Raw genomic sequence first — 24,949 nt, 5'->3', positions numbered from 1 at the left:
GATGGATACTGAGTTTTCAAAGAGTGAGGCTCCCTTTAAGGGAGTCCATCATCCTCATAGCGATACAGGAGGCTCTACAGGTATATTGGGTACATCAACCAACAATAGCAGCTCCTCCAAAACACCAAACGCCCCGGCAGGGGTTTGGAAGGTCGGAAGACTGTCGATGGGACTTTTTCTGGTCTTGTTGGGAGGAGTAACGTTTGCCTCCAAGTTTTGGGGAGCGGGCATATTGGATCAGGCGTTGACGTGGTGGCCTGTCGTTTTTGTTTTGCTGGGACTCGAAATTTTAATGTATACGGCGTGGAAAGGGACACGTGAGCGCATCCGTTATGATTTGTTCAGTATGTTTATTACAGCAGTCCTGGTTTTTTGTTGTATCGGATTTGCTTTGGTCAGTTCACTGGGACTTACTTCGCAAGTCAGGGATATGATGAGCTCGGTTCAGGAAACAAGGGTCCTTCCTGATTGGCATGAAAAATTGCCTGCCGGAGTGACCAAGGTGATCGTGCAGGGTGAGAATCCCTATGCGGTCAAAATTGACGCAACTACCTCACCAGAGGTGCATGTGTTCGGAAGTTATGTCTATACAGGCAACGAGGATGAATCAAAAGGACAGGAGCTGTATCAGACAAAGCATATCGGAGATACGCTGTATGTGCTACTGAGCCAAATCCCGACACGTTATATGCAGCCCCAGCATCAGCTCGACGTTACGATTGCTGTACCCGAAGGGATTACGGTTACCTTGCGCGATAATCAGGGAAATGTAATTGAAAAATAGGAGGGGAAAACAATGATATCACTAAATCCTGATACACTTACAGGGCGTGAAAATTATAAGCTGTTAACCGGAAGCATTATCCCAAGACCAGTAGCCTTTGTGACGACACTGAGCAGTGAAGGGGTACTTAATGGTGCGCCGTTCAGTTATTTTTCCATCGTAGCTTCCGAGCCGCCGCTGTTGTCTGTGTCTGTACAACGTGTCGATGGGGTGTCCAAGGATACAGCACGTAATGCGATGGAGCAAAAAGCCTTTGTCGTACATATAACGGATGAGGACAATGTGGGTGCGGTGAATGTGACGGCTTCCCGTCTGTCGCCGGAGGAAAGTGAAATCACACTGGCCGGACTTACGTCGGTGAAAAGTACAAAAATCGCGGTTCCCGGTGTGGCTGAAGCGAAAATACGCATGGAATGTGTCCTGGAGCAGGCGATACCGCTGGGGGGCACAGAGGGCGCACCTGCCTGCGATCTGCTGATCGGGCGCTTGGTGCAGTATCATTTGTCCGAGGAAGCGTATCAAAATACATACATAATCGCCAAGGAGCTGCGTCCGGTGAGTCGTTTGGCCGGAAATGATTATGCAAAGCTGGGAGAGCAATTCAGGCTGGAGCGTCCCCAATAGGGGACGTTGCTTTTTACAGCATAAAGGGTTACGATTATAAAAAAATAGCACGGGAGCCTGCGGAAGCAAGCTGAGAGTACGACTAATCTGTCGTAGACCGTATGAACCTGTTGGATAATGCCAGCGCAGGGACCTTAGTGTAGGAACACTCTGCTTTTGCATAGTGTTTTTTTTGTTGTTTTATACACTTGAGCATGTGCATGCTGAAAACCATAGCTCTCGGCTGGAAAGAAGCGCAGGCTCCTGTCATCAAAGGAGCAGGGTTCGCTTGATATTGAAATTCATTTTACTTTATACCAAAAATCAGATTCAGGATGAGCGGCAGAATTGGAAGCGGCAAGACGTTGTCAGGGGGCCACAACTATGACCCATACGGTGTACAAAGCATTGACCATTGCAGGCTCGGACAGCGGAGGGGGTGCAGGCATACAGGCTGATTTAAAAACCTTTCAGGAGCTGGGCGTGTACGGCATGTCTGCCCTGACGGGAGTTACTGCTCAAAATACACGCGGTGTACAAGCTGTTCATCCTGTCCCTGTTGCCATGGTAGAGGCTCAATTACAGTCCATAGGTACGGATTTATCGCCTGATGCCGTTAAAACGGGTATGCTCGTAGGGGCTGAGGTCATTCGTCAGGTAGCCGCGCAAATTCGCCAGTTCCGATGGCCTAATGTTGTCGTAGACCCGGTAATGATCGCTAAGGGCGGAACTTCTCTACTTCAAGATGAGGCAGTGGAAACGCTAAAATCGTATTTGTTGCCGTTGGCGAAGGTAGTCACCCCGAATTTCCCGGAAACAGAGGCGTTGACAGGCTTAACCCTCTCCAGTCGTGAGGATGCGAAGGAAGCGGCTCGAATGCTGGCTGATTTGGGAACCAGCTACGTAATCATCAAGGGAGGGCATAGCGCGGAAGAGGAACGGTCCGTGGATTTGTTGTTCGACGGGCGCGATTTTATCGAACTGGACGGACCAAGAATTCATACCCCGCATACCCATGGAACGGGCTGTACCTTTTCGGCAGCGCTGGCGGCTGGATTGGCGGCAGGACGAAGTGTACCCCAGGCGGCACAGACGGCCAAGGCTTTTATACAGGCGGCGATTGAGCAGGGCTTGGGTATCGGCAGTGGGCATGGACCGACGAACCATTGGGCATGGAACGCACGCTGGACAGGAGAGGAAGCGTCTGTGTGGAGCAGGGCAATGAGGGAGGAGCGAAGCGATGCCAAGAATTGAAATAGGGCGTATGCGGGAGCATCTGCATCTTTATTTGGTCATGGGGAGTGTGAATTGCGGCCGTGACCCGCTGGTGGTTTTGGAGGAAGCGTTGCAGGGAGGTGTGACCCTTTTTCAATTGCGTGAAAAGGGTGCGGACTGTCTAACGGGAAGTCGCTTGCATGAGTTCGCTCAAGCCGCCCGGAGGCTGTGCCATCAGTATGACGTTCCATTTCTCGTCAATGATGATGTCGAGCTTGCCTTGGCTGTGAATGCAGATGGCGTCCATCTTGGACAAGAAGACGAGCCTGCAGACCGCGTGCGCTCTCGAATGGGCAACAAAATCATCGGCGTATCGGTACACAGCCTAACGGAAGCGGAGCAGGCGGTACGCGCTGGCGCTGATTATGCGGGTGCAGGGCCGATGTTCCCGACTCGTTCCAAGCCGGATGCACATCCTGTGCAGGGACCGGAGCTGGTCCGCAGGCTACGTACCGGTGGTGCAAGCCTTCCGTTGGTTGGCATTGGCGGCATTACGGTGGACAACGCAACAAACGTCCTACAGGCAGGAGCAGATGGCATAGCGGTCATTTCAGCCATCTCATGGGCAGAAGCCCCCCGTGAGGCTGCACAAAGTCTGAGAAGCATCCTGAAATGATCAAATGGGTTCAATAATGATACAAAGGCAGTCCGGGACGTTATATACACGTCCAAGGCTGCCTTTGTATTTAAAAAAGAGAACGCTCCCCTGCTTTCGCTGGGGCTACGTTCTCCGCATTCAATTTACACTTTATAATTAAAGCAGGCGCGCATGTAGCAAGTCGCTCTTCATAACTAAGGTCTTAGCAGCAAGGAGCGGTACGTCGCTTCAAACAAAAATTCAAACGCCTCCAGATGCTTTTTAGCCTCAAACACATCACGCCCCCACGCATAAATGCCGTGGTTACGCAGCAAAATTCCCGGCACCTGATCATTCAGCACACCCGGCACCAGCTTGGCAATCGAAGCAATATCCGCGTAATTCGGCAGCACAGGAATGTCAATCGAAGCATTTTCCTCCCAAATGTTAAAAGCCTTAATGAGTTCAATGCCTTGCACAGGTACAGAGCCTTGTTCCCCGTAATATTCGGAAATCAGATTGTTGAACACCGTATGCACATGGAAAACGGCTCCGCAGCCTGTCAGACGGTAAATTTCGCAATGAATCAGCGTTTCGGCGCTCGGCTTGAGGCTTGTGGCTTCTGCCGCTTTTCCGTGCTGGTCCACGAACAGAAAATCTTCCGGTGTCCGCTTGGTTTTATCCTTGCCGCTGGCAGTAACTGCAAAATAAAATTGTTCAGGATGAAAATCCCCGATCCGTATCGACAAATTGCCGCTCGTGCCGGGGAACCAGTTGCGAGATGCGAATAGCTCCTTGACATCAGCGAGTTCTTCCAGTGCGCGGCGTTTTTCTTCCAACGTAATGTCTGCCAAGCTATAGCTCATTTACAGCACCCCTTGCTCCTGTTTTTGCTTTAAATCCTTAATAATGTCGTCAAATGTTTCAAAGGGCACATGTGGTACGCCCAGCTCCTGACACTTTAAAGTCAGGTGCGAACGGGAGTACACGAGGTCAGCAATTTTGGCTCCTTCAAAATCCGTCAGGCTGTCCCCGATCAAAATTCGTTCGTACTGTTCGGCAGGGTACTGACGAATTACAGTTGTTTTGCACATACCGCAATCGTTTGTACACGACTCCTGACAGGGATGAGGCCACGTAATTTCAATATGATCGCCGGAAAAATCGGCTCCATTGCAGTAAACGTGATCCTGTGGAATGTCGAAAGGCTTCAGCAGTGGATCAATAAAGAAATCAATACCACCGCTGGTGACAAAAAATTCAATATCCTGTTCCCGTACATAGTCCAAAAAACGGGCAAAGCCCTCGCGTATACCAGCTTGTCCAAGTACATAAGAGATGATTTCATCTTTTTGCGTCGAGGGCATCAGAGCGAACATCGCACCCACGCCTTCACGAATGGACGTCTGTCCGTTCACGATATCATGCATGATGGCCTCACAGCCCGCAGGCTGAAAATGCTTCATAATGGCGACAATATTGTCGCTGTTCGTAATCGTCCCGTCAAAATCGCAAAAAATGACGGGCTTCTTCGCTGTACTCATCGTTCACCTCCCCACGTGTCGAGCGCGGATTGCAGTTCGGGGTGCGTGCGGGCGTATTCCGCCAGCGGCACAGCCTGATGCACAGCTTCAATCGCCTGCACAAAGGCGCGTCCGCCTGCTTCGGTGCCGAGCGGATGGCCGTGAATGCCGCCCCCGGCGTTAACGACAACATCTGTGCCAAAATCACGCACAATTAACGGCACCAGGCCGGGGTGAATCCCTGCGGATGGCACAGGCATGCTGGCCTTTAGCGGCAGCTCAGGGGTGATCAGCTCATCGCGGATCGCCATGTTTTCCTCACGCGGCATCGTAACCGAGCCGTAAGGAGAAGGGAAGAGCACGAGGTCGGCTCCTGCCAGTCGCATGAGCTGACCGAGCAGCACCGACGCCGAAATACCATAATGCGGTGACGGATAAGCAGCACCCGCCAACGAAGGGTGGGCTGCAATCGGCACCGAGATAGCGGGATCGCTGCTTAGTTCATGCAGCACATCATAGCCATAGGCCAGCACGTTGAACAGCAGGGCATTTGCGCCTGCGTCGATGGCCTTGAGGGCTTGCGCTTTGAGCTGCGAGGTTGGTCCAGTTAAATTAGCTGCATATAGCAGCTTTTTACCGGTTTCACGCTCAGCCGCTTCGGCGGCTTTGATGCAGGCTTCGACGCGTTTTTCAATCGGCGTCAGCGCATTTTCAAACAAAATCTCGTCGTCCTTGATCAGATCGACGCCGCCCAGGGCTTGTCGGGTAAACTGCTCTCTCAGCTCGTCCAGATTAAGGCCAATCACCGACTTGAAAATGCTCATTAATAGTGGACGGTCATATACCCCGAGCTGCTCACGCAAGCCGCTGATGCCAAATTTCGGCCCCGGAAAAGCAGAACGGAATGCTTCCGAGAAGCCCAGCTTCGTCAGCTTGATACGGCCGTCCATCGAAATTTTGCCGAAGACCGTCACCAGCAGTGCAGGAATGTCCCGGCTGAAATTCACATCCGGGTAAGCAATGGTCAGGTCGGCATATCGTTCACCAGGCCCTCCATCGTGAACGTCCACAGCTTGAACTGAGCCGAGATGCTTTTGCATTGCGTCCCGCTTGGCTTGGGGAAGCTCGGTCCAGCTGCCCACCGTCATGCCGATGGCAATGGATTGGGCCTTTGTGTTAAAGTCGGCTTTGTCATCGTATACCCGGTAGGTCGCCAAGCAATAGCTCATTCAATTCCCTCCTTTAGTACAGCTCCCATCTCACGGGATCGTTCAGCACAACGTTGTACCGCCGCAATGACCGTTTCGTAGAAATCGCCTTTGTCCAGCCTTTCCAACGCGGCTACCGTCGAGCCGTTGGGCGACATGATTTTGTGGCGCAGGGCAGAAGGCTCCTCCCCGGTTTGTTGTACCATGCGTGCCGCTCCAAGTGCCGTTTGCACTGTCAGTTCGTGCGCTTGCTCAGGAGTCAAGCCACCACGGATTCCCCCAGCAATCATGGCTTCCATCAAGTAGTAGACATAGGCAGGGCCGCTTCCGGAAATCCCGGTCAAAACATCCATTTTCTCTTCTTCTATGACCGTTACCGTACCTACAGATTCGAATATCGTAAGTACGTTTTTACGCTGGTCTTCACTAATCTCCTTGGAAAAGCTGATGCCTGTTGCTCCCAGTCCAATCGAACTGGATGTGTTCGGCATCGTCCGGGCGATGGGCTGCTTGCGGCCAAGCAACGTCTGCATCGTACGAATGGATAGTCCAGCGATCACCGAAATGATCAACTGCCCATCTGACAGGAGCGGACCGAGCTGTCCAAGGGCTTGTGCAGCATCCTTGGGCTTCATGGCAAGCACAATCACGGGAGAACGGCGCAGCAGATCGATTTTGGCGGCATCCTCGGTTTGGAACAACACCCCATATTGCTGTTGAAGTTCCTCCAGGCGTGCCTGATTGCTGCGGTTGATGACCGTAATCCCGCCACGTTTGACAACGGAACGGGCCATCATCCCGCGGATAATAGCCTCTGCCATCGAGCCTGCTCCGAAAAACGTAATTTGCTCTTGAATTAAAGCCTTTGTTTGTGATTCACACATGGTTTCATAACCTCCAAGGATACGGATTGATAAATGATATTATTCCCTGATTTGTCCAGTACCGTACACACGATATTTGGTTGAAGTCAGCGCAGGCAGTCCCATTGGACCGCGGGCATGTAATTTTTGTGTACTGATCCCGATCTCGGCACCAAATCCAAACTCAAAGCCATCCGTGAAGCGGGTGGAGGCATTGTGATACACGGCTGCCGCGTCCACTTCTTGCAGAAAACGTTCGGCATGGGCTTTATCTGTGGTCACAATACACTCCGAGTGCATCGTACCGTACCGGGCAATATGCTCCAGCACTTCGTCCAAATTGTCTACTACCTTGATGTTCATAATGTAATCATTATACTCGGTGCCATAATCCTCTTCCGTGGCTGGAACAGCCCAGGGAGCCAGTTCCCGTGTCCGTGCGCAGCCGCGCAGCTCAACCCCGGCCTCACGAAAACGTTCTGCCAAACTCGTCAAGTGTGCTTGTGCATAATCCGAGTGAACGAGCAGTGTTTCCATGGAGTTACATACCGACGGTCTTTGCACCTTGGCGTTCAGCGTAATCGCCTCAGCCATCTGTGTATCTGCCGTAGCATCCAAATAGGTGTGGCACACGCCAGCTCCGGTTTCAATAACAGGCACAGTGGAATTTTGAACAACATTTTGAATAAGCGAGCGCCCGCCGCGTGGAATGATCACATCCAGCAAACCGTTCAGCGTGAGCATTTCGTTGACAGAGGCACGATCTGAATCTTCAATGAGCTGAAGCGCATCGCGCGGTACAGCAGTTGTGTCCAACGCCTGTTGGAGAACTTCAATGATTTTGCGGTTGGAAAACAGGGCAGCCGAGCCACCACGAAGCACAACCGGATTTCCTGTTTTCAGACACAGGCCCGCAGCATCTACCGTCACATTAGGACGCGCTTCATAGATGATGCCGATGACACCTAGCGGCACACGTATTTTCTCAATACGCAGACCGTTTGGACGTTCGATATGCTCCAGCATGTCACCGACCGGATCAGGCAGCTCCACAATTTGGCGTAAGCCTTCGGCGATGGCCCCGATACGGTCCTCGGTCAGCTTGAGGCGGTCGAGCAGTGATTCCGACGTTCCCAGTTCCCGTCCGCGCTTCAAGTCGTTTTTGTTCGCTGCAATCAGCTCTTCCGTATGATTTACCAGTGCTTCAGCCATGGCGAGCAGCGCTTCATTTTTTGTACTGCCGTCAGTCGGTTCATGACCCCGGCGCTTTTTTTGGCCAGAGTCGCTTTGGTGCGTACTTCACTGAACTGGCTTTCATCTGTTGTGGCTGTGTTCGTCGTTAATTCACTCATGTTACGGCCTCCCCGCATTTATAATGTAATCCATTCATCCCTGTGAATCACCTCAAGGCGGTGAATGGGGCCGATCTTGCCCACAATCTCGCCGCTTGGTAATCCTTGTACGCTTCGAAGCTGTCCATCGTCATAATTGACAACGCCGCGCCCCAGCACCTTATGTTCCGGCCCCAGCACCTCAACGACATCTCCGGCATGAAAGCTGCCTTCCACACGCCGTACGCCAACGGGAAGCAGGCTATGACCACCGTTCACCAGCGCTTCCTCGGCTCCCTGATCTACATGCACCGTACCGAGCGGCGTCGACATGAAGCCAAGCCATTGTTTTTTCATCGGCAGGGAAGAGAGGTGGGTGTCAAAATAAGTCCCCGGCCCATGTCCCTCCACGGCGGCATCCAGATCGCCGTCTGCGTTGACGCGTCCCACAAACACAGGTACACCACCGCGTGTGGCGACTTTGGCTGCTTCGATCTTGGATCGCATGCCGCCAGTCCCTACGGCTGACCCGGAACCTCCAGCCAATGCATAAATTTCCTCGGTAATCTCGTCGATGCGTTCAAAACGTACGGCGTTCGGATGCTTGCGCGGGTCTGCCGTATATACGCCATCGGTATCTGTGATAATGATCAAATGCTGTGCTTTGACCAGATTGGCGACCAGTGCAGACAGCATATCGTTATCACCAAATTTCAATTCGTCAATCGACACAGTATCATTTTCGTTAAAAATCGGAATGACCTGCTGGCGCAGCAGTTCTTCTACGGTCATTCCAGCATTGTTCATCCGTTTGCGGCTCAAAAAGTCACTGCGTGTCAGCAGGATCTGCGCGCTCACCAAGCCAAAATCCCTAAAAGCCTGTTGATAGGCTTGCATAAGCAGCGCCTGACCTACGGCTGCTGCCGCTTGTTTCTCATGCAGCAGCTTGGGGCGAAACGGGTACCCGATCTCCCGAAACCCGGCGGCGACTGCCCCTGATGTGACCAGCAGCACTTCATGGCCTTTCGAACGAAGTCCAGCGATTTCGCGGGCAAAATAAGCAATGGCTTCCCGATTCAAGCCCCCCTCGACTCCGGTTAAGGAGCTGCTTCCGATTTTAATGACTATTCGTGTTGACAAGACGTCCACTTCCTTAATTTAATATACAAAAAAACTTTCATCCTTTGTATACAAAGGACGAAAGTTTGTGCTTCCGCGGTACCACCTTCATTGATGATTCATGATCATCCCACTTGAAACCTGTTAACGGCAGGAACCGCCTGACTGCGCAGGGCGCTCGGGGATAGGAGTTGGGAGAGGGTCCAGGTAAATTCTTGCAGCCTATCGGAATTTACTCTCTGAACAGGACGATTCTCTCTTAATAGTCCCTTCAACGCGCTTAATGATATTGGTAACAGAATACCATGAAAAGGTCGGGTTTGGCAAAGAAGTTGTAGCTGGAAAATACGGCTTAACCAAACAGGTTCAGCTTGCCAATTCGTTCAACCGCCTCGGTCAGTCGAGCTTCCGAGCTTAACAGCCCCGCCCGCACATATCCTTCGCCGCCGTTACCGAAGCCGATCCCTGGAGCGACAGCCACCTTGGCTTCCCGCAGCAGCAGATCGGCAAAGGAAGCTGAGGTATAGCCCTGCGGCACGGGCAACCAGCTAAAAAAGGAGCCGCTTGGACGCGTCGCCTTCCAGCCAATTTGCCCAAGCGCATCATAAAAAGCGTTGCGGCGCGATTCATAGCGTGCAACCAGCTCGCCCACGCAGTCCTGCGAGGACGTGAGAGCAGTGGCCGCCGCTGCCTGAATGCCGCCAAACAGGCTTACATAAATATGATCCTGAAGCAGATTAATCATCGAGATGATTTCGGCATTACCGAGCGCGAAACCGACGCGCCAGCCCGCCATATTGTACGTTTTGGACAGGGTATAAAACTCAATCCCTACGTCCTTGGCCCCCTCGGCCTGAAGGAAGCTCACCGGACGTTCGCCGTCAAAGCCGATAGCGCCATAGGCAAAATCACTGGCCACCACAATGCCGTTACGCTTCGCAAATTCAACCGTTTCCTCATAGAAGGAAAGAGGCGCGGTGGCCGAGGTCGGATTATTCGGATAATTGAGGAACATCAGCTTGGCGCGACGGCGGCCTTCCTCGGAAATAGCCTCATAATCGGGCAGAAAACGGTTCTCTTCCTTTAATGGGAGAAAGGACATTTCCGCTTTAGCCAGGGCTACGCCAGACCAGTAATCCGGGTAGCCGGGATCTGGAACGAGACACACATCACCGGGATTGAGTAAGACTTGCGGTAGCTGCACCAAGCCTGTTTTTCCGCCAAACAGGATGGCGACCTCGGTTTCCGGGTCAAGTGTTACGCCGTAATCCTCCTGATAGCGCTGGGCAACGGCTTCCTTGAGAAAGCCGTAACCGCGAAAAGGCGAATATTTATGATACAGCGGGTTATCCGCTGATTCCTGCAAGGCTTTTACAATATGAGGTGGGGTAGGTGTATCCGGGTTCCCCTGTCCAAGATTAATGACATCATGCCCTTCCGCAATTTCACGATTTACATTTTGTACGAGTGAGGCAAAAAATTGAGTCGGTAACTGCTTCATCACATCAGCGGAGGGAATGGAAAAATTACTCATCATTTCACACGACCTTTTGGAATAGTTTGAGGATTAATTTATCACGATTTAACCAAGTTGTATAGAGGGGATTAAACCTATGCGGTTGCGTGGTAGAGGCTGGTCGGGCTATGATGGGAGAAAATGCCGGACAAGCGCTCACCGGAAGCTCCGGTTCACAGGGAGGATGAACGATTTTGACATATCATGAAGCTCAGCCGTTCAATGTTGCACTCATACAAGCTCATATTGAGCTGGGCAATCCACCGGAAAACCGCAGTCATATTCGTTCGTTAATGGAACAAGCGGTGACAGCCAAATTGAAGCCGGACCTGATTGTACTGCCGGAAATGTGGAACACGGGGTATGCGCTGGATCGCATTCATGAGCTGGCGGATCAGGAAGGAGCGGAAACCCGGGAATGGATATCGGCATTCGCTGCTACTCATCAGGTGAACGTGGTAGCCGGATCTATAGCGGAGAAGAAAAGCGACGGTCATGTGTACAATACGATGCTCGTTTTTGATCGGACAGGCGCAGAGGTTGCTTCATATTCCAAGATTCATTTGTTCCGCCTTATGGATGAAGAAAAATATTTGCAGCCTGGCGAGGAAAAGGTTTTATTCACGCTGGATGGAGGGATTCAGGCGGGTGCGTCGATCTGCTACGACATCCGCTTTCCCGAGCTAGCGCGCAGTCTGGCCCTGTCTGGCGCAAATCTGCTTATCGTACCTGCGGAATGGCCACATCCCCGTCTTCATCACTGGCGCACGTTGCTGACTGCACGGGCTATTGAAAATCAAATGTACGTCATCGCCTGTAACCGGGTAGGTCGCAGCGGGGATTCGGATTTCTTCGGGCATTCCCTCATTATTGATCCGTGGGGGGAAATTATTGCCGAGGGCGGGGAGCAGGAGGGCATCATCACAGGAACGATTGAGTCAGCCTTGGTGCAGGACGTACGTGGGCGTATTCCAGTATTCGAGGACCGTCGTCCTTCTCTGTATGATCTGTAATTTGGCAACCTTTAATCAGAAAGGAAACGTCCATGCTCAAGGAACGAATTGAATTTTTGTGTAAAAAGAAAAACTTGTCCCGCAAGGAGCTGGTGGACGGGCTGGTGACCCCGGCACATTTTGCGAATATTTTGGCAGATCGTTATCCGTTGGCAGAGGATTTGGCGGAGCAAATTGCTGAGCGTCTGGGAGTAAGACCGTCCTACCTGTTGCGTGCAGCCGCAGAGGATGAGCAGACGCTGGCTACAGCGGATATGATTTTTACGGAGTTGTCCAAGCTGGCTAATCCCGCTACGGAAAGCTTTGTGGATCAGTTGGAGGATATCGCAACGACTCGCTTGTGGTGGAGATGACAGCCTACTTGATGAAGGCAGTCTATTTTCAGCAGTTAAATGATCCGACGGCTTATGAATATTTGCACCAGTCCTATTTGAATTTTTATTTGGAGAAGTTTGGGCGTTCGGATGAGGTGGAGCTGCCAGCGCCGCTGAAAAAAGCAATTTTATTTTATAAAATCCAGTATTTCCGATCCAAAAATCATTATCATGATGTACTTAATAACGTTACACAGCTGAGTCTTCTGGTAGAAGAGGGCACGGAAAACTGGCTGAACGCACAAAATATAACGATGGAAGCCTGCATTCAGGTCAAACAATTTGATCAGGCGAAGCAGGTATTCGAGCAGACGATGAGAAGGGTGTATGATGATCGTCTTTTTCACCGTTTGACGGGCCTATATGTGGCTTACAGCGGGTATTGTTTTGCTATGGGTTCCGTACAGGAAGCGTTGTTAACGCTGTCTATGGCGGAAGCCAATCTGGCCTATTTGGAAAATGCGGCAGATATGCTTACAACCATTTTGAACAACCGGATTATTATGCTGACGTCGATTAACGAGCTGGATAAGGCCTTAGAGGAAGTGGCGCGTTTTGAAGCGCTGGTTAGCCGGGAACGGGAGGAAATGCAGCAACTGATGCGGCCCGTGACGCTGGTGTATCGCTGCGAAATTGCGTTTACCCGTAAAAACTGGGGACTGCTGTCACAGCATTTGGATCAACTGCTCCAAACAAGCCTGACGACGGATCAGCAGATGGGGCTTTATTTTTATGAAAGTCAGTTGGCGCTTGCGAAAGGAGATCGGGACGCTTTTTGGACGCATGCGCTGCAATGCTTGCCTTATTTTGAAGCTTTACAGCATCCGGGTCGGCTTGAACAATTGTATGAAACGCTCGCAGTCGTATCCGAGGACAGTCGTCGCTATAAGGAATCCTCGGCGTATTATCGGAAATTGGTCTATCTTCTACGCAAAAAATAGTCTGAAATCACTCATTTTTCACAAAACAGTTGGCTGATCGAGCGAAAGAATGCTTCAAATCGCGCAAAGTTTTGTGTAAAACGTCCATTGTTCAAAAATCAACCGGAAAAATACAGGTTAAAGCTCCTGTTTTTCCGGTTTGTTTGTATGCGCCAAAACGTATTGTGATGCCGGATAGGGCCTCATATACTGAATACATAAGGATCGACAATACAAAAAACGAGGTGCAACCACATGATGAACTTTTTCGGTAAAAAGAAAAAACAAAAGGATGCTTTGGAGCAAGCAGATCAATTGATGAATAAAGGCTTGTCGGGATTGTTTATGAAGGGTTTTGTACCCAAAGAGCATCGTGAGCAGATCCATCAAAGTCTAAACTCGGCAAAGCAGGCTCAAATCGCAGCTAACGGAGGCTTGGCGATGGCGGCGACTGCGGTTGTCATTTCCGTGACAGATACCGGGAAGCTCGTGAATTTTGACCCGATTGTGGTACTCATGCTGGACGTGACGGAAGCCAACGGCAACAGATACCAAAAGACACTGGAAACGCTCGTATCCAAGCTGCAAATTCCACGTACAGGTGATACGGTCGGCCTGGGCAGCAATCCGGCTAATCCATCCGAGCTGATCTATATGGGTTTGATCACAGCCTGACCCATTGAACATAGATGATAAAAAAGGGGCTATGAACGATGAAAGGATTTTTGACTACAATCGGGGTACTGCTGGTATTTGGTGTAGGGTTCTCGCCCTTCTTGGCCGACTATTCGAGTGTAACGAAAAGCAATGGCGACACGTTTAAGGTAACCATACAAAAGGATGTTTTCTCTTCCCAACTCTCCAAGTTACAGCAGGAAACATTATAGCGGACGTACAGCAAGCGTTTGGTTCTTCCTGATAAAAAAATATTAGCGTTCCTGTTTCAGATACAGCCCATAGGTGTATTATAATAGTATCCCGACACCAGGAGGTTGATAACGATGGATAACCAAAGTAGATCCGAACTGGCGAATAGGGATGGCCTGTCACGGCCGAGAGGCTTAAATAGGCAGGTTGTCGGCAATAATCACGAAATGGGCTATGATCAGGATAAAAGTCCACCAGATTCAGGGCGACCCTGATCACTACAAGGCGAGGACAGACACTTTGGGATCACACAGCACATTGGAACTGAGGTAGGACATTCTTGGGAAACCAGGGCATGAGACCTTAAGGAAAGAAGTGATGCGGGGTGGATAAAGTGGAGTTTCCGAGCAAGTGTAAGGTAATCAGGCGAGGCTGACATGGAATTCAAGTGAACTTGAAATAAGGTTCGTTGAAACCAGGTGGAGCAGCATAGCAACATTGTAATCGAACCTAATGGAACTGAACATTAAATTTGGAATGTATAGGGGTGTAGCCCCAGGACCGTCTTCTTCTCTGGCTTTGGCTGGGGAGGAAGACGGTCTTTTTACGTGAGACTACTTTTCGGAAAGCTGTTTGACCGTTTCACGGAAAGTTTCAATAAAAGCCTCGGCGGCTTTGGACAAATAACGTCCATTCCGATATGCAATAGCCAGCGTGCGGCTTGGCGTCGGTTCAGCCAGTGGCAGCAATGCCGGAACAAATTCGCTACTGGCAGCCCGGGCGATAAAACGAGGTACGAGTGTTACCCCCATCCCTGTTGCTACGAGCGATTGGAGGGTTTCCATATTGGTGCTTTCAAACACCACATTCGGCTCAAAGCCCGCTTGATGGCACAAGTCCATCGTCAGCTTGCGGAAGCCTTGCCCTTTTTTCAGGACGACAAAAGGTTCGTCTTTCAGCTCTTCCAGATGCACAGGCTGCGGCTGGTCGCCGTTTTTGCGCAGAGCCAGCGGGTGACCCGGGGGAACAGCAAGATCAATCCATTCTTCACCGATGGGCACATAGGAAAGTGTCGGTTCTACCAATGGGAGAGAAAGCAGGCTGAGGTCGGTATCGCCGCTGGCTGTTTTTTTCTCCAGATTCATGGATGAATCCTCGACCAAAACAATTTCAATGTCAGGGTGAGCTTTCTTAAACACAGGCAGCACATGCGGCAGCAAATGGGAACCCGTGATAGGCATACTGCCAACGACAACCTTCCCTTTACGCAACTGAGAAATATCGTCCATTTCCTGTCGGAGTTGCTCAACGGCGTCGACGATCTTTTTCGCTTTTTCCACAAAGCTTGCTCCTGCATGCGTTAATTCCACCGCACTTGTATTGCGTTGAAATAACAGCACCCCAAGCTCTTTTTCCAGTTTGGACAATTGCTGGCTCAGGGAAGGCTGGGCAATGTGCAGCTTTTCCGCTGCGCGTGAGAAGTTTTTTTCCGCTGCAATTTGCAGGGTGTATTGAAGCTGTCTGAATTCCATCGAGTTATAGACCCCTTTTATACACTTTTATAATGGTTGTCGGCTTATAAGATTTATCTATTACACCATGTGCTTATTATACAATATTTAGATCAAAATCCCAATCCCAAATGAACTCCATGTGTTCACAAGCTGAAAAATCCCTATGTTTACTTTTATCTTTGATTTTTTAAATTATGGTATTTAATTCTGTTTGACATGGCAAATGGGTTCATCCATAATACTATTCATATTAAAACAATATGTTTTATTGGGGAAAAGGGGAAAATGAGATGTCCAAACTTATTGTATCTTTTAGGAAGCCGTTTTTGGTTGGATCTTTAGTATTTCTTTTACTGATTCTCGTGGCAGGATGCTCTGGCTCCAAAAATGATGCAGGTAAAAATACAAACGCAACTAACCCAAGCACAACCGCTGATCAACCCGCAGAAGGGGGAACCTTTACATATGGTCGCCCGGCTTCCGTAACCTCGTTTGATTTGCACAATCAGATTACATCAAATAATGCTTTTGCTATCGACAAAGTATTTGAGCCGCTGGTCGCCTTTAACAGTGATGGAAAGATTGTGGATTGGCTTGCAGAGTCGCACAGTATAAGCGCAGATGGTTTAACCTATACTTTTGTTTTGCGCGATGGCTTGAAGTTTTCAAACGGAACCGGAGTTACTGCCAAGGACGCAGTTTTTTCAATTCAGCGTCATTTGAATGTAGGAGGTCCTCTTGCAATAGCTGCAAAGGTGGCTTCGCTTTCGGCTAAAGATGAAAAAACACTCGTAATTAAGCTTAAAGCGCCGTATACGCCGTTTATTTCTGAACTCTCAAACTTTTCCAATGGTATCCTTCCAAAGGGTTTCGGCGGCGTCTCGGAAAAAGAATTCTTCAAGAATCCGGTCGGTACCGGTCCCTTCGTCGTTAAGAAATGGGATTCTGCCGGTGATCTTACTTTCAGCAAAAATAAATACTATTGGCAGAAAGGCAAGCCATATATCGATGAGCTTGTCTACAAGCTCATTGAAGATGACAGCCAAGCGATTAACCAGCTGAAGGCTGGCGCGATTGATGCTATTGAGTCTGTAGCTCTTGAAAATGTAAATGAATTAAAACAAGGTACGGATACCAAGGTGGCGACCAATGGAAGCTGGGTGACAGAGCAATTGTTCTTCAATACCCTGGACAAACATTTTTCGGATGTGCACGTTCGCCGTGCGCTGGCGTTGGCACTTGACCGTAATGGATTGACCAATGCGGTTACCTTTGGTTTCGCAAAGCCAGCCAATTCGCTTTTGCCGCCAGCCATTCCCTACAACACGAACGATACGATTAAAGCGCTCAGCTTTGATACGAACGCTGCCAAAGCAGAGCTTGCAAAATCAAAGTTCCCTAATGGGTTTTCTACAAAATTGCTTATTGCCTCTGGAAACAACTCAAGAACTCAGGAGGCACAGATTATTCAGGCGGCCGCCAAAACGATCGGCATAGACATTCAAATCGAATCTGTTGAGTTGGCCTCATTCCGCGAGCGTTTCTTTGCCTATGATTTTTCGGCAATGATCAACAGCGGACAGGCGGATTCTCCAGAAGCCAACTCGATCCTCGCTTTCCAGACAGACCCGGAAGGCTTTAGCAAGTCGTATTGGACTCATTACACGAACAATGAAGTTACCAAGCTCCTGCACGAGGGGCAAAAAACACCTGATGGGGAAGAACGTGCGGGAATTTACGCCAAGCTTCAACAAATCCTTGCAGATGAGGTGCCTTACATCCCGCTCTATTATCCGGATATTCTGAAAGGTGTTCGTTCTTCCATTGATGGCCTGATCGTGCTTCCTAATAACAGCGTTCGTTTTGAAGATGTACGTGTGAAAGGTAATTAGATCCTTGACGGCCCACAATTTATTTAAAAAGTCTGCCGGATTACGTGCAAATCCTACTTCCCCACACAAATGGCTCGTACGCGCTATGATAAGAGCGGCATCAGTAGTCATCTGTGTGGTGGTGGCAGTCTTCTTCATCATAAGGCTGGTGCCGGGAGACCCCGCCAAAATGATTCTGGGGGAATACGCCACAGCTGAGGCTATTGAGAGTATGCGTCATAGGTTGGGGCTGGATCGTTCTCTTTGGGAGCAGTTTATAGGCTTTGTGCACAATTTCTTTACACACGGTGATACCGGCGTTTCGATTGTTTTTGAGACTTCTTCAAGAGAATTGATTGCAGAGCGGGCCCCCGTGACGCTGCTGCTCATTGCAATGACCTGTCTTTTTGCCATCATTGTTTCGCTGGTGCTGGCCACCCTTGCGGCAACACATAAAGACGGACTGCTTGACCATATGATACGCATCTTGCCTGCTGTAACGCTCGGTATGCCGATTTTTTGGGTTGGACTGCTACTGATTCTGGTATTTAGCGTTCGGCTTCGCTGGTTTCCCGTTGGGGGAGTCGGCGAGGGCTGGCTTGGAATCTTGTACAGTCTCGCCCTTCCTGCGATAACTGTCGGATTGTCGCAAATTCCTTCGCTCGTTCGTTCTTTAAGAGCGCAGATGCTGGAAGTGCTGGAATCTGATTTTGTTGTAACCTTGAAGGCAGCGGGAATCCCCGGCCGGGTTATACTGATAAAGCATGTCCTGCGCAATTCCGCTCTTCCCGCGCTTATGCTGCTTGGCGTAAACATTGCCTACCTGATGGGCGGCACGTTGGTAATTGAACAGGTTTTTGGTCTAAAGGGTATCGGAAGCCTGTTATTTTCAGCCATTTCAAACCGGGATTTTCCTGTTATACAGGGGATTGCTCTTTATTGTGCGCTATCTGTGGTCATCATCGGCTTCGTGATTGAGGTTGCTTCTGGGTATCTTGATCCCAGGACGAAAGGAGAACAATGAAACGCACGCAATTAGATATTCAGAATCAGAAGGCGGGTCATAGCAACCGCTCTTGGGGAAAAATACTAAATACTCCATCTCTTTTATGGGGCAGTATTATGTTTGCGTTACTCATAGGTATTGCAGTGTTCGCACCGGTTATTAGCCCCTACCAGCCTTCTGATCAAAATATTTCGGCAACTTTACAACCCCCGTCCTTCGAACACTGGCTGGGAACCGATCAACTGGGGCGTGATTTGTTTACACGGCTGATCTATGCCGCACGGACTGATTTGAAGATTATGGTGCTGGCGGAGATCATCCCTTTTTGTATGGGGGTGTTTCTGGGAATGCTTGCCGGGTATTATGGTAAATGGGTAGACACGGTTATCACGCTTTTGACCGATACGTTGATTGCGTTCCCTTTTTATTTGATTGTCATTATAGTGGCGTTTGCAAGCGGTACGGGTGAACAGGGGATATATATTACGTTTGCTCTCGTTGGCTGGATCGTATACGCTCGTGTGGTCAAGGGTCTTAGCGCATCCTTTCGCAAGCAGGAATGGATAGCCGCAGCCAAGACACTGGGAATCCCGAATATTAAAATCATACTGCGCCATCTCCTGCCGAATGTGCTACCGCAAGCAGTGGTAGTGCTTATGACGGATATGGCTGTTCTGCTTGTGGCCATTGTTACGCTAGGCTATCTCGGTATCGGCATTGCGCCGCCAACTCCGGATTGGGGAACGATGATTTCTGATGGGCAGCCCTTTATATCTACAAAGTGGTGGCTTTCAGCAATCCCGGGCTTTGCGGTGGTATATACGGGAATAGCCTTATCCCTTGTGGGCGATGGGCTAGCAGATATATGGAGAAGAAAATGAATGCTATGAATCCAATTTTAGAAGTGGAAAATTTGTCGCTCGCGACGCGATCGAATCATAAATTGGTCACCGATGTGAGTCTTAAAGTTGAAGCGGGCGAAAGCATAGGACTGGTGGGGGAATCCGGATCTGGAAAATCGCTCACGCTGCGCTCCATCATAGGGTTGCTTCCCTCCGGGATTGAACAGGTTGGCGGGAATATCAGGAGCCATGGCAGATGCGCAATGATTTTTCAAGACCCGATAAGGGCACTTGACCCTCTCTGCCCGGTGGCCCGGCAGCTTGCCGAGGTTGTGTACTACAGGCAGAAGGTGAGCCGGAAGGTGGCGCGTACAATAGCTTTGGAACTGCTTGAAATGCTCGGTCTTCCCGATTCCTTAAAGCATACTGACCGTTACCCCCGCCAGCTTTCAGGCGGCCAGTGTCAACGTATTGTTATTGCGATGGCTTTGGCGTGCAAGCCGGGCATCCTTCTTTGTGATGAGCCAACAACGGCGCTTGACGTAACGGTTCAACGGCAAATACTTGACGTTATTTCACGTCTTCAAAAGGAGTTGGGTTTTGCCATGGTGTTTGTTACGCACAATCTTGCCGTAGCTGCTTCGATGTGCTCAAAGCTTTGCGTTATGAAAGAGGGAAGAATCATAGAGCGGGGAGACACTTTGCCCCTTTTACAAAACCCGCAAAATCCGTATACACAGTTGCTGATAAGCTCAGTGCTTCCTCTCCCGGATCTTGAAAGGAGCGCCGATTGATGAAAACAGCCTTGCGGATAGAAAATATAACGGTTGCTTATGGTAAGTTCACCGCACTTGATCAAGTAAGCCTGGAGCTGCAGGAGCGTACCACGCTTGGTCTTGTGGGAGAATCGGGTTCAGGAAAGTCTACCCTCGCGCGGGTAATAGCCGGGCTGATCGCCCCGGATGAGGGCCAGATCATGCTGGGTTCTCAGGTACTGGGCAAGCGACGGAGCCGGGAGCAGCATAAAAGAATACAAATGGTTTTCCAAAACCCGGATTCCTCGCTAAATCCAAAGCATACGATCAGGCAAATCCTTGCCGAAGCCTTGCTTTTTCACAAGATTGTTGACCGCGCTCAAGTGGACAAGAGATGTAGGGAACTGCTTACACGTGTTCACATCGATGAAAGCGCCCTTGGCAGATTCCCTCACGAATTTTCCGGCGGTCAGCGTCAGCGGATAGCAATTGCCCGCGCATTGAGCGTTGAGCCAAGCATACTTATCGCAGATGAACCAACGAGCGCACTGGATGTTTCGGTACAACGGAGTATGCTTGAACTGTTGAGCACACTCAAATCGGAGCTTAATCTTACGATGCTTTTTATCTCTCATGACCTGGGAGTTATAAATGCCATAAGCGATATTGTTGCTGTAATGCGGCAGGGGAAGCTGGTTGAGATCAACCCCAAGGAGAAATTCTTTTCTCGTCCTGAAACGCCTTATAGCCGTGAGCTTTTGTCCGCTGTTCCCAAAATGCCAATATCCCATTCTGCAGGAGGTATTTATGAGTCAAAATAATAAAGGATTTGTACCTCTTACAATATCGGAGTTTGATACGCTAACTAACTTGCTCTCCAAACTCCTGTCCACCCAGGAATCTCCGGTAATCATACCGGGCGAGGCGATCCTGGGAATTGAAGCCATAGCAGCAGGCATAGCTGCGCCCGACCGTACAATTCTAAACATTGTGACAGGTCCCTATGGAACGATCTTCGGGAACTGGCTTGCGCGCGGCGGAGCAGAAGTCATCGAGCTCAAAACATCTTTTGATGAAGTGGTAACTGTAGATGAAGTCGCCGCAGCGATTGAGCGATATAACCCATGTGCGCTTTCTTTCGTGCAGGCAGAAGTGGTCACAGGAGGCTCCAATCCAACAAGGGAAATATTGGAGCTTGCGCGTCGGTCAAATATTATAACCGTGATAGATTCAGTTTCGGCAATCGGGGGCGAACCGGTGCTTATGGACGAGTGGGGAATCGATTTTGTAGCTGTGGGCGCGCAAAAAGCATTAGCCGGCCCTAACGGGATCAGCGCTGTGGGGATTTCTCCCCGTGGTTGGGAGTTTCTGGCCTCCAACGAAAATGCGCCGCGCAATTCCATTCTGTCTTTGCTTGACTTAAAGCGCTCCCCTAATCATGTGACGCCCGTGCGAGTTCCTGCCAACATCCCTGTTTTGGAAGCCCGGGCGCTGATAGAGGCATTAAAGCTTATTGAAGAAGAAGGACTGGAAGCGGTCAACCGCCGCCATTGCTTAACTACATCCGCTGCAATTGCCGGCATTACAGCCTTGGGCCTTGAGCCGTGGCAGCGGAACAAAGACAGCTACTCAACGTTGACTACAACGGTTCGGATTCCTCAAGGCAGCCATTTCAATATCGAACAGCCCATAGGTATTGTCGCTCCCGGGGACGGAGAATTGCATCATAAACTCTTACGAATTAACCATTTTGGAGCGAAGGCAAATCAGCAAAGCGTTGAAGAAGCCATCCTGACGCTTGCAGAGCTTATGCATCAAGATCCTGATCATGCGCTGACGGCCCAAAGGTCAATCTGGGGGAATAAAGATGGGAAATAACATTCAAAAAGAGCTAACATATCATAATATATTTGTGGCGGGGATTGATGGGAAACGATTCGATATTACGATCAGCAATGGTCGTTTTTCGTCCATTGCAGAGTCCGTATCTCCGTACGCGCAACAAAATAGTCCAGATGGCGACTTATGGATTAGCCCCGGCGTAATTGACCTTCATACGCATTTGGCATGGACGGATTTTAATCATACTGACCAGGAGAAGCGCGATGAACTGGAGATCGAAGTGATGCAGGCGCAAGCCTTTGAGGCTACTTTCCGGGCTGGAGTGACTTCGGTGCGTGATGCAGGTGGGCTTTTGCCAAGTACGGTGAAGCATATAGGTCAGCATTACAGCCAGGCTTTAAGGGTTTATACCTGTGGTGATATGCTTGGAGCCGGAGATGCACGGGGTCTTAAGCATTTGGAACGGCGGGTAACAGAAATGATTGATTCCGGGGCAAGCTGGATTAAAATTCTTGCAACGGGGGGGCTAGGATCGTCGCCAGATACAGTGCTGAACCCGATTTTTTCTGAGGAAGAATTCTCTTATATTGTCCGTAGCGCCCGTGCACGTAACATAAAAGTCATGGTTCATACCTGGGGCGGACCTACTGTGGACTGGTCTATCGACGCTGGCGTGGAATCTATAGAGCATGGAATGTATTTGACCGAGGATCAAGCCAACCGGCTTGCGCAATCCAGGACAGCCTTTGTGCCTACTGCTTCCATCTATCGTATTGCTGCAGACCCGTCTGGAGTTCTTTCACTCGACAGGGAAATTTGTGATCGCGCCGCCCGCGCCGCCGAAGCCCATCCTAAAGCTGTCAGCTATGCCAAAAGAGCAGGCGTACGAATTGCGTTCGGTACAGATTTTGCCACACCTTCGTTACATGGACGCAACCTTGAGGAATTAGATACACTCATAGACTGTGGATTAACTCGAAAAGAGGCCTGGCAGGCTGCCACGGAATTCGCCGCTGAAATTTTGGGATATGGGGACAGATTGGGACGTATAAAAGAAAACTACACAGCAGATACAATCCTTTTTAATGCTGATCCATATAAGTCACAAAACGCCAAAGCACTGCGTGAAAGTATCGTATCGGTAATTCAGGGGGAATTTGAGTGAGACCAATACTCCAGAGAGCATCTTTAATATAGTTAGACAATCCCCTTAACATTCTCCTGACAAAGTATGATTAAACTTAGTTCTGATTGTACAATAAAGTGTCTGGGGGGAAATTGAATGTTAAAGTGTTGGGGGATACATACGAAAAAATCGGTGGCTGCACTCGTAGCAACCATGATGTTAGCAGTATGTAATTATTCTCATTCCAGACGGTATGGCTAATGATGCCACTGCACTGGCTAGATGGTATAAAGGTTCTTCCTTAACGTTAGACAGCATGGCAAGTGGTATGGTGCGCACGCATTCTGCGGATGCTCCGATTGCAGATTCCGCTCCAGCAGGTGAAGGCTTGGAAGCCAAGCTGGATGCAGATCGCAGCAACATTAAAGAAGTGCTGTCCACGTATTTTGGTATTACGGATCTGACGGATGAGGAAGTAAAAACGATCAAAGATGCCAAAGAAGGCAGCGTGAACTATGCAGTCGGACCGATCATTAGCAAAGGCGCAAATATTGGCTGGACTACAGGTGGTCATACGGGTGGTGATGTTGTGCTGTACACTTATACGCCGAACGGAGATCGTCCGTCCGGCGTGATCGACAACACGGATGTCAATAAATACATGACACGTGTACTCGGACTGGAACAGCAGGCGGTTGATTTAATTCAATAATAAGCTTGATCAGAAGCTGTTTCTTCCATATAAAGGAGAAACAGCTTTTTTTGTTGCGGTAAATATGTATTTTTTGAGGCAGAAGCTGGAGTTTATATTCAGAAAATGGGATTTTTTGTGAAGCTAGTCACGTTCTATTCCCTCTGATGTTGCTAGAATAATACATGTACGGTACAAGCTGCTGACGACGTGGAGTCCAGATGGACGAGGGAAGAAGGGATGAGTCACGGACGAATTATTACTGCGTCTGGCTGACGGCAAGGAATGGACGCATACGGAAATGACGGAGCTGCTGGTATGTCTGGAGGAAGAACCGACGGTGCGGACACAGTTACGAAAACTGGCAGCTCGCATCAAAATGGAGCGTTACGGTAAAGGTGTTTTTTTACGTGGATTAATTGAGTTCTCCAGCATATGTCGTCAGGACTGCATGTATTGCGGGCTACGGGCCTCGAATAAGCAGGCGGATCGCTACCGTTTGCAACCGGAAGAAATTTTGGCCTGTTGCGCGGAAGGGTATGAGCTGGGATATCGGACCTTTGTCCTGCAAAGCGGCGAAGATTACTGGTTCACAGCAGCCCGGCTGGCGAAACTGATTCGGGAGATCAAAAGCCGTTTTACCGATGTGGCCGTTACACTGTCCATTGGTGAGCGGGATGATGAAACCTATGCGCTATTATACGAGGCGGGGGCGGACCGCTTTTTGCTGCGGCATGAGACGGCTTCACCGCGTTTGTACGCCAAGCTGCATCCGACGATGACGATAGAAAGCAGGCGCAGTCGTCTGCTGGCCTTGCAGCGAATCGGATTTCAGATCGGGGCTGGATGTATGGTTGGTTTACCGGGACAAACGAACAGTGATTTGGCAGACGATTTGGTCTATTTGCACAGCTTGTCGCCGGATATGATCGGGATTGGACCGTTTTTACCGCATAGCAACACGCCGCTCCGGGATGCCAGTCAGGGAAGCATGGAAAAGGCGCTGGATATTGTTTCGTTGTCCCGGTTGGTCGTTCCAGATGCGCTTATTCCTGCTTCGACAGCGATGGGAACGATCCATCCCCAAGGTCGGGAGAAGGCGCTACAGGCGGGAGCGAATGTAGTTATGCCCAATTTGTCGCCACTTGCAGTGAGGCCGAAGTATGCCATTTATGAAAATAAAATATGCTTGGGTGATGAATCTGCCCAATGTCGACATTGCCTGGAGCTGCGCATCCGTGGAGCGGGGTTTGAAGTCGATATGGGGCGTGGTGATAGTTTGAGGGTGCAGCGACAGCTCCTAAGTCAATGATGGGGCTGAACTAAAAA

Annotated in this window: 24 protein-coding genes and 2 pseudogenes; 18 read left to right on the top strand and 8 right to left on the bottom strand. The window is 49.9% G+C overall.

Annotated features, from left to right (window positions below; all coding sequences use genetic code 11):
- Position 1: 1 nt before the first annotated feature.
- From QMK20_RS14665 to thiE, 4 genes are all read left to right on the top strand, one after another.
- Complete coding sequence (locus QMK20_RS14665; RefSeq protein ID WP_283652210.1) at positions 2-784, top strand: hypothetical protein; 783 nt, start codon at positions 2-4, stop codon at positions 782-784.
- A gap of 12 nt (positions 785-796) precedes the next feature.
- Positions 797-1,408 (top strand): flavin reductase family protein, encoded by a 612-nt coding sequence (locus QMK20_RS14660; protein WP_283652209.1) that lies wholly within the window; start codon positions 797-799, stop codon positions 1,406-1,408.
- Positions 1,409-1,771: 363 nt separating this feature from the next.
- The gene (gene thiD / locus QMK20_RS14655; RefSeq protein WP_283652208.1) at positions 1,772-2,641 is read left to right on the top strand and encodes a bifunctional hydroxymethylpyrimidine kinase/phosphomethylpyrimidine kinase; all 870 of its coding nucleotides are present in this window, start codon (positions 1,772-1,774) and stop codon (positions 2,639-2,641) included.
- The gene (thiE, locus tag QMK20_RS14650) at positions 2,628-3,278 is read left to right on the top strand and encodes a thiamine phosphate synthase (protein WP_283652207.1); all 651 of its coding nucleotides are present in this window, start codon (positions 2,628-2,630) and stop codon (positions 3,276-3,278) included. The genes thiD and thiE overlap by 14 nt, the downstream gene beginning before the upstream one ends.
- Before the next feature lie 176 nt (positions 3,279-3,454).
- On the opposite strand, the gene QMK20_RS14645 is transcribed toward thiE, so the two are convergent.
- The 7 genes and pseudogenes from QMK20_RS14645 to QMK20_RS14615 all read right to left on the bottom strand — a co-directional run bounded on the left by QMK20_RS14645 (position 3,455) and on the right by QMK20_RS14615 (position 10,817).
- Entirely contained in the window at positions 3,455-4,105 is a 651-nt protein-coding gene (locus QMK20_RS14645) for a methylthioribulose 1-phosphate dehydratase (RefSeq protein WP_283652206.1), read from the bottom strand.
- Positions 4,106-4,783, bottom strand: coding sequence for a 2-hydroxy-3-keto-5-methylthiopentenyl-1-phosphate phosphatase (locus QMK20_RS14640; protein WP_283652205.1), 678 nt, complete (start codon positions 4,781-4,783; stop codon positions 4,106-4,108).
- Complete coding sequence (locus tag QMK20_RS14635; RefSeq protein WP_283652204.1) at positions 4,780-5,991, bottom strand: 2,3-diketo-5-methylthiopentyl-1-phosphate enolase; 1,212 nt, start codon at positions 5,989-5,991, stop codon at positions 4,780-4,782. The genes QMK20_RS14640 and QMK20_RS14635 overlap by 4 nt, the downstream gene beginning before the upstream one ends.
- Positions 5,988-6,854 carry a pyrroline-5-carboxylate reductase gene (proC, locus tag QMK20_RS14630; protein WP_283652203.1) on the bottom strand — a complete coding sequence of 289 codons (867 nt, stop codon included), beginning with the start codon at positions 6,852-6,854 and terminating at the stop codon, positions 5,988-5,990. The genes QMK20_RS14635 and proC overlap by 4 nt, the downstream gene beginning before the upstream one ends.
- A gap of 39 nt (positions 6,855-6,893) precedes the next feature.
- A pseudogene (locus QMK20_RS14625) lies at positions 6,894-8,185 on the bottom strand (glutamate-5-semialdehyde dehydrogenase).
- A gap of 18 nt (positions 8,186-8,203) precedes the next feature.
- Positions 8,204-9,304: a glutamate 5-kinase gene (proB, locus tag QMK20_RS14620; RefSeq protein ID WP_283652202.1), complete on the bottom strand. Its 1,101-nt coding sequence runs from the start codon at positions 9,302-9,304 to the stop codon at positions 8,204-8,206.
- A gap of 331 nt (positions 9,305-9,635) precedes the next feature.
- The gene (locus QMK20_RS14615; RefSeq protein ID WP_283656285.1) at positions 9,636-10,817 is read right to left on the bottom strand and encodes a pyridoxal phosphate-dependent aminotransferase; all 1,182 of its coding nucleotides are present in this window, start codon (positions 10,815-10,817) and stop codon (positions 9,636-9,638) included.
- Between the two features lie 176 nt (positions 10,818-10,993).
- Here QMK20_RS14615 and QMK20_RS14610 point away from each other — a divergent pair, with 176 nt between their 5' ends.
- The 5 genes and pseudogenes from QMK20_RS14610 (at position 10,994) to QMK20_RS14585 (ending at position 14,248) form a co-directional block, all read left to right on the top strand.
- Complete coding sequence (locus tag QMK20_RS14610) at positions 10,994-11,812, top strand: carbon-nitrogen family hydrolase (protein ID WP_283652201.1); 819 nt, start codon at positions 10,994-10,996, stop codon at positions 11,810-11,812.
- Positions 11,813-11,844: 32 nt separating this feature from the next.
- Positions 11,845-13,127 (top strand): annotated as a pseudogene (locus QMK20_RS14600) (helix-turn-helix domain-containing protein).
- Positions 13,128-13,361: 234 nt separating this feature from the next.
- Entirely contained in the window at positions 13,362-13,781 is a 420-nt protein-coding gene (locus QMK20_RS14595; protein ID WP_283652198.1) for a hypothetical protein, read from the top strand.
- Between the two features lie 38 nt (positions 13,782-13,819).
- Positions 13,820-13,993 carry a hypothetical protein gene (locus tag QMK20_RS14590; RefSeq protein ID WP_283652197.1) on the top strand — a complete coding sequence of 58 codons (174 nt, stop codon included), beginning with the start codon at positions 13,820-13,822 and terminating at the stop codon, positions 13,991-13,993.
- 114 nt (positions 13,994-14,107) lie between these two features.
- Positions 14,108-14,248, top strand: coding sequence for a hypothetical protein (locus tag QMK20_RS14585; RefSeq protein WP_162833909.1), 141 nt, complete (start codon positions 14,108-14,110; stop codon positions 14,246-14,248).
- Positions 14,249-14,587: 339 nt separating this feature from the next.
- On the opposite strand, the gene QMK20_RS14580 is transcribed toward QMK20_RS14585, so the two are convergent.
- Positions 14,588-15,505 (bottom strand): LysR family transcriptional regulator, encoded by a 918-nt coding sequence (locus QMK20_RS14580; protein ID WP_014282033.1) that lies wholly within the window; start codon positions 15,503-15,505, stop codon positions 14,588-14,590.
- Positions 15,506-15,777: 272 nt separating this feature from the next.
- Between QMK20_RS14580 and QMK20_RS14575 the strand changes: the two genes are divergently transcribed.
- The 9 genes from QMK20_RS14575 to hydE all read left to right on the top strand — a co-directional run bounded on the left by QMK20_RS14575 (position 15,778) and on the right by hydE (position 24,932).
- Complete coding sequence (locus QMK20_RS14575; protein WP_283652196.1) at positions 15,778-17,379, top strand: ABC transporter substrate-binding protein; 1,602 nt, start codon at positions 15,778-15,780, stop codon at positions 17,377-17,379.
- A gap of 4 nt (positions 17,380-17,383) precedes the next feature.
- Positions 17,384-18,382 carry an ABC transporter permease gene (locus tag QMK20_RS14570; protein WP_283652195.1) on the top strand — a complete coding sequence of 333 codons (999 nt, stop codon included), beginning with the start codon at positions 17,384-17,386 and terminating at the stop codon, positions 18,380-18,382.
- The gene (locus tag QMK20_RS14565; protein ID WP_283652194.1) at positions 18,379-19,245 is read left to right on the top strand and encodes an ABC transporter permease; all 867 of its coding nucleotides are present in this window, start codon (positions 18,379-18,381) and stop codon (positions 19,243-19,245) included. The genes QMK20_RS14570 and QMK20_RS14565 overlap by 4 nt, the downstream gene beginning before the upstream one ends.
- Complete coding sequence (locus QMK20_RS14560; protein WP_283652193.1) at positions 19,230-20,000, top strand: ABC transporter ATP-binding protein; 771 nt, start codon at positions 19,230-19,232, stop codon at positions 19,998-20,000. The genes QMK20_RS14565 and QMK20_RS14560 overlap by 16 nt, the downstream gene beginning before the upstream one ends.
- Positions 20,000-20,782: an ABC transporter ATP-binding protein gene (locus tag QMK20_RS14555; protein ID WP_283652192.1), complete on the top strand. Its 783-nt coding sequence runs from the start codon at positions 20,000-20,002 to the stop codon at positions 20,780-20,782. Before QMK20_RS14560 ends, QMK20_RS14555 begins: the two co-directional genes overlap by 1 nt.
- The gene (locus tag QMK20_RS14550) at positions 20,769-21,839 is read left to right on the top strand and encodes a pyridoxal-phosphate-dependent aminotransferase family protein (RefSeq protein ID WP_283652191.1); all 1,071 of its coding nucleotides are present in this window, start codon (positions 20,769-20,771) and stop codon (positions 21,837-21,839) included. The genes QMK20_RS14555 and QMK20_RS14550 overlap by 14 nt, the downstream gene beginning before the upstream one ends.
- Positions 21,829-22,968 (top strand): amidohydrolase family protein, encoded by a 1,140-nt coding sequence (locus tag QMK20_RS14545; protein WP_283652190.1) that lies wholly within the window; start codon positions 21,829-21,831, stop codon positions 22,966-22,968. The genes QMK20_RS14550 and QMK20_RS14545 overlap by 11 nt, the downstream gene beginning before the upstream one ends.
- A gap of 214 nt (positions 22,969-23,182) precedes the next feature.
- On the top strand, positions 23,183-23,641 hold the full coding sequence (locus tag QMK20_RS14540; RefSeq protein WP_283652189.1) for an alkaline phosphatase: 459 nt from the start codon (positions 23,183-23,185) through the stop codon (positions 23,639-23,641).
- A gap of 247 nt (positions 23,642-23,888) precedes the next feature.
- Positions 23,889-24,932: a [FeFe] hydrogenase H-cluster radical SAM maturase HydE gene (gene hydE / locus QMK20_RS14535; protein WP_283656284.1), complete on the top strand. Its 1,044-nt coding sequence runs from the start codon at positions 23,889-23,891 to the stop codon at positions 24,930-24,932.
- The last annotated feature ends 17 nt before the right edge of the window (positions 24,933-24,949 follow it).

Origin of the sequence: Paenibacillus sp. RC334 (assembly GCF_030034735.1) — a bacterium.
Lineage (GTDB): Bacteria > Bacillota > Bacilli > Paenibacillales > Paenibacillaceae > Paenibacillus > Paenibacillus terrae_A.
This window is presented reverse-complemented; position numbering and strand designations above follow the sequence as displayed.